Source organism: uncultured Nisaea sp. (assembly GCF_963974195.1).
Taxonomy (GTDB): domain Bacteria; phylum Pseudomonadota; class Alphaproteobacteria; order Thalassobaculales; family Thalassobaculaceae; genus Nisaea.
In genome coordinates, this window is record NZ_CAXBDC010000185.1 from 1 (window position 1) to 4001 (window position 4001).

Annotated in this window: 4 protein-coding genes; all 4 read right to left on the bottom strand. The window is 61.9% G+C overall.

Annotation, left to right across the window (positions count from 1 at the left end):
• On the bottom strand, positions 1 to 746 hold a 746-nt coding region (locus AAC126_RS21880), incomplete at its 3' end, for an acyl-CoA dehydrogenase family protein (protein ID WP_339857505.1).
• 149 nt (positions 747 to 895) lie between these two features.
• Positions 896 to 2206, bottom strand: a complete 1311-nt coding sequence (locus AAC126_RS21885; RefSeq protein WP_339857507.1) for a TRAP transporter large permease subunit — start codon at positions 2204 to 2206, stop codon at positions 896 to 898.
• Positions 2207 to 2211: 5 nt separating this feature from the next.
• Positions 2212 to 2742, bottom strand: a complete 531-nt coding sequence (locus AAC126_RS21890) for a TRAP transporter small permease subunit (protein ID WP_339857510.1) — start codon at positions 2740 to 2742, stop codon at positions 2212 to 2214.
• Between the two features lie 116 nt (positions 2743 to 2858).
• Positions 2859 to 3836, bottom strand: coding sequence for a TRAP transporter substrate-binding protein (locus AAC126_RS21895; RefSeq protein WP_339857511.1), 978 nt, complete (start codon positions 3834 to 3836; stop codon positions 2859 to 2861).
• Positions 3837 to 4001: the final 165 nt, after the last annotated feature.

Here is a 4001-nt window from a genome sequence, read left to right on the forward strand (position 1 = left end):
GCCGGTGCAAGCCGCACCTGAGCCTGCCGGAAACCGCCACCGGGCTCACCCAGCACATCTTCCTGATCGACCCGGAGATCTTCGAACCGCATTTCCCAGTGCCCACCGGCAAAGGAGCTGTCCAGCGTGTCCATCTGCGTCTCCAGATGAATACCTGCCCGGTCGCTCGGCACGATGAACATGGTCGCCCCGCCGTCAGCCGGGCCGCCCTCGATCTTCGCCATGATGATGACGAAATCCGCACCCTCGGCCCCGGTGATGAACCATTTCCGGCCGTTGATCACATAGCCGTTGCCATCGACCTTCGCCGTGGTCGCGAGCAGCGAGGGATCGGCTCCGGCGCCATCCGGCTCTGTCATCGCGAAACAGGAGCGCGCCCCCTTGGCCAGCGGCGCGAGGAACTGCTCCCGCTGCGACGGGCTGGCGGCGACCTCAAGCAGATGCGTATTGCCCTCGTCCGGCGCGCCACAATGCAGGGCAGTCGGGCCGAGCAGGGAATAGCCTGCTTCCTCGAAGACAAAGGCGCGTTCCAGATGGCCGAGGCCGAGGCCGCCGAATTCCTTCGGCGCATGCGGGGCGAACAGCCCGGCAGCCTTGCCGAGATCCGTCAGCTCCTTGCGTAATTCCTCCGTCGGGCCGTGACTGGTCCAGCGCGGATCGCTCTCGAACGGGATCACCTTCCCGGCGATGAAACTGCGTGTCTTTTCCGCCAGTTCTGCGATGTGCGGCGGTGTCGAAAATTCCATTATTACGTCCTCCCTGCCCGTGCACTTCCGGCCCGGACCTTTCTGGGGCCAGAGAATACCCGCTCCTCCGTCCCCGTCCAGCGGCAGGACTGGCAATAAAAAAAAGGCGGCCCGAAGACCGCCTTTTTCAGGAGAGGTAAATAGGCCGCTCAAGAAGGCCCCTGCCGCATGTTGTCCGGCAGCCAGGTGGCGATTTCCGGGAAAGCGATCAGCACGAACACCATCAGCACCATGATCAGGAACATCGGGATCGCGCAGCGGGCGATGAAGCCCATCTCGTGCTTCGTCATGCCCTGCAGAACGAAGAGGTTGAAGCCGATCGGCGGCGTGATCTGTGCCATCTCGACCACCACGACGATGAAGATACCGAACCAGAGCAGATCGATGCCCGCCTGCCGGATCATCGGCTCCACCACCGCCATGGTCAGCACCACCGACGAGATGCCGTCGAGGAAGCAGCCGAGCACGATGTAGAAGACCAGCAGCGCCATCAGCAGCTCGAAGCGGCTGAGATTCATGTCGGCGATCAGATTGGCCAGCCCGCGCGGCAGGCCGGTGAAGCCCATCGCCAGCGACAGGAAGGATGCACCGGCAAGGATCAGCGCGATCATGGCCGAGGTCCGGGTTGCCCCCATCAGGCTTTCGAGGAACGTCTTCCAGCTCAGAGACCTCTGGCTTGCCGCCAGGATCAGCGAGCCGATGACACCGAATGCCGCCGCCTCGGTCGCCGTGGCAAGGCCGAGATACATCGACCCGATGACCACCGCGATCAGGCAGAAGACCGGGATCAGGAAACGTGAGTTCTTCACCTTGTCGGCGAAGCTCATCCCCTGCTCTTCGTCGGGATGATAATCCTTCGAGACTTTCGAATAGATCGCGACATAGGCCATGAACATGGCGGCCAGCACGATGCCCGGGACAATGCCCGCGATGAACAGCTTGGTGATCGACTCGTTGATGGTCACGCCATAGACGATCAGGGTCAGCGACGGCGGGATCATCAGGCCGAGCGTCGCCGCGCCGGCCAGTGTCCCGATCACCACCTTTTCCGGATAGTTCCGCTTGCGCAGCTCCGGGATCGACATCTTGCCGACCGTGGTCAGCGTTGCCGCCGAAGAGCCGGAAACCGCCGCGAAGACAGTGCAGCCAACGATATTGGTGTGAATCAACCCGCCGGGCAGTTTCGCCAGCCAGGGCGCCAAACCCTTGAACATGTCCTCCGACAGGCGCGTGCGGTACAGCACCTCCCCCATCCAGATGAACAGCGGCAGGGCGGCAAGCGTCCAGGACGAGGAGTGGGTCCAGACGGTGGTGATCATCACATCGCCCACCGGACGCGTGGTGAACAGCTCCATGCCGACGAAGGCGACGCCGAGCAAAGCCAGCCCGATCCAGACGCCCGTGCCCAGAAGCAGGAACAGGACGAACAGGAACAGGGCAATAATCGAGATATCTTCCATATGCCCTACTCCGCGGGGGAATCCACCGTCTCGTGCTCGATCCGGTGTCGGCCGGTGAAGACCATGTGAATGAGAAAATCGGTCAGGGCGATCGCCAGGATGACCGCGCCGATGACCATCCCGGTCTGCGGCATCCAGAGCAGCGTGGCGTCCTGTCCCTGGCTGATATCCTTGAACTTCCAGGACCAGAAAACGAATTTCACCGCATACCAGACGAAATACCAGCCGAGCGCCGTGCCGATCGCGAAACACCAGATTTCGAGCAGGCGGCGGACAGTGGCGGGCATCACATTCAGCAGCATCGAGACACGGATATGCGCGCCGCGCTGCAAGGTGTGGGCAAAGGCGAAGAACGAGGCGGCCGCCATGCAATAGCCGACATATTCAGCTGCCCCCGGAAACACCTCACCGGTCCAGCGCGCCAGCATTTGCAGCACGATCAGGCTCAGAATGGCGATCAGGAACACTGCGCCAATCGCGCCGGAAATGAGATAAAGCCGGTCCAGCCCGACCCTGAGTTTTGCCAGAAAAACCATGAGGTCTCCTCGGAAGGTGACACGTGTCCGGCCCGCACGAACGAACCAGCGGACCGGAGCATCAGATCAAAACAAACCGGGGGCGGGAAACCCGCCCCCGGCCGCCAGATGAGGAGTTACTGCATTGCCTTGAAAGCGTCGACGATGGCCTTGCCTTCGGCGCCAGCGTCCTTCAGCCATTCATTGGTCATGGTCACACCGATTTCACGCAGCTCGGCTTTCAGGGTGTCGTTTGCCGGACCGACGGTCATGCCGTTCGCCTTGAGACCGTTCAGGGTGAACTGGGTATATTCGACCGCACGCCAGTTGCCGGCATATTCGGCCAGCTCGGCGCAACCGCGCAGAACGCCTTTCTTGGCATCGTCGAGGCCCTTCCAGACATCGCCGTTCACCATCACGTAGTTGCGCGGCAGCCAGGCATCGACCTCATAGAAATGGGTCAGACTTTCCCAGACCTTGCGGTCATACCCGGTCGAGCCGGAGGAGATCATGGATTCGGCAACGCCGGTGGCGAAAGCCTGGCTGATCTCGGCCGCCTCGATCTGCACCGGCAGCATGCCGGTCAGCTCGGCAAGACGTGCGGTGGCGTTGCTGTAGGCGCGGAACTTGATGCCCTTCATGTCGGCAACAGAGTTCACTTCCTTCTTGAAGTAGAGACCCTGCGGCGGCCACGGAACGGCATAGAGCAGCACCAGGTTCTGGTCGGCCAGAACCTTTTCAAGCGTCGGCTTCGCCGCTTTCCAGAGCTTGGCCGCATCGTCGAAGGAGGTGGCGAGGAACGGGATCGAGTCGAAACCGAACACCGCATTCTCGTTCTGGTGCGCGGACAGCAGGCGCTCGCCGATCGGCGCCTGGCCGGTCTGCACCGCGCGCTTGATGTCGTTGCCCTTGAAGAGGGAGCCGGACGGGTGCGTCACGATCTCGATATCGCCGCCGGTCCCGGTCGTCACGCACTTGGCGAACTCGGCGCCCGTGGCGGAATGAAAGTTGGAGCCGGAATACGCCATCGGCATATCCCACTTCTCGGCCATGGCACCGGCGGAACCGGCAACCGCGAACGCCGCCGCGGCAAGTGCTGTTGTTAGTTTTTTCATCTGAAGTCTCCCAGTTTATGACCCTGTTCGGCCAGTCATACCCCCCTCACCCGCCAAAGCGTGAGGGAGAGTAACGCGTTAAATCGATGTTCGGCTTTTTGCCGCCGATAAGTTGAGCGAGGATCCGCCCTGTTTTCGGTCCTCCCGTAAGCCCGACATGCTGGT

Coding starts and splice junctions, on each gene's coding strand:
- AAC126_RS21885 (WP_339857507.1), bottom strand. CDS start 2,206: ATGGAAGATATCTCGATTATTGCCCTGTTCCTGTTCGTCCTGTTCCTG.
- AAC126_RS21890 (WP_339857510.1), bottom strand. CDS start 2,742: ATGGTTTTTCTGGCAAAACTCAGGGTCGGGCTGGACCGGCTTTATCTC.
- AAC126_RS21895 (WP_339857511.1), bottom strand. CDS start 3,836: ATGAAAAAACTAACAACAGCACTTGCCGCGGCGGCGTTCGCGGTTGCC.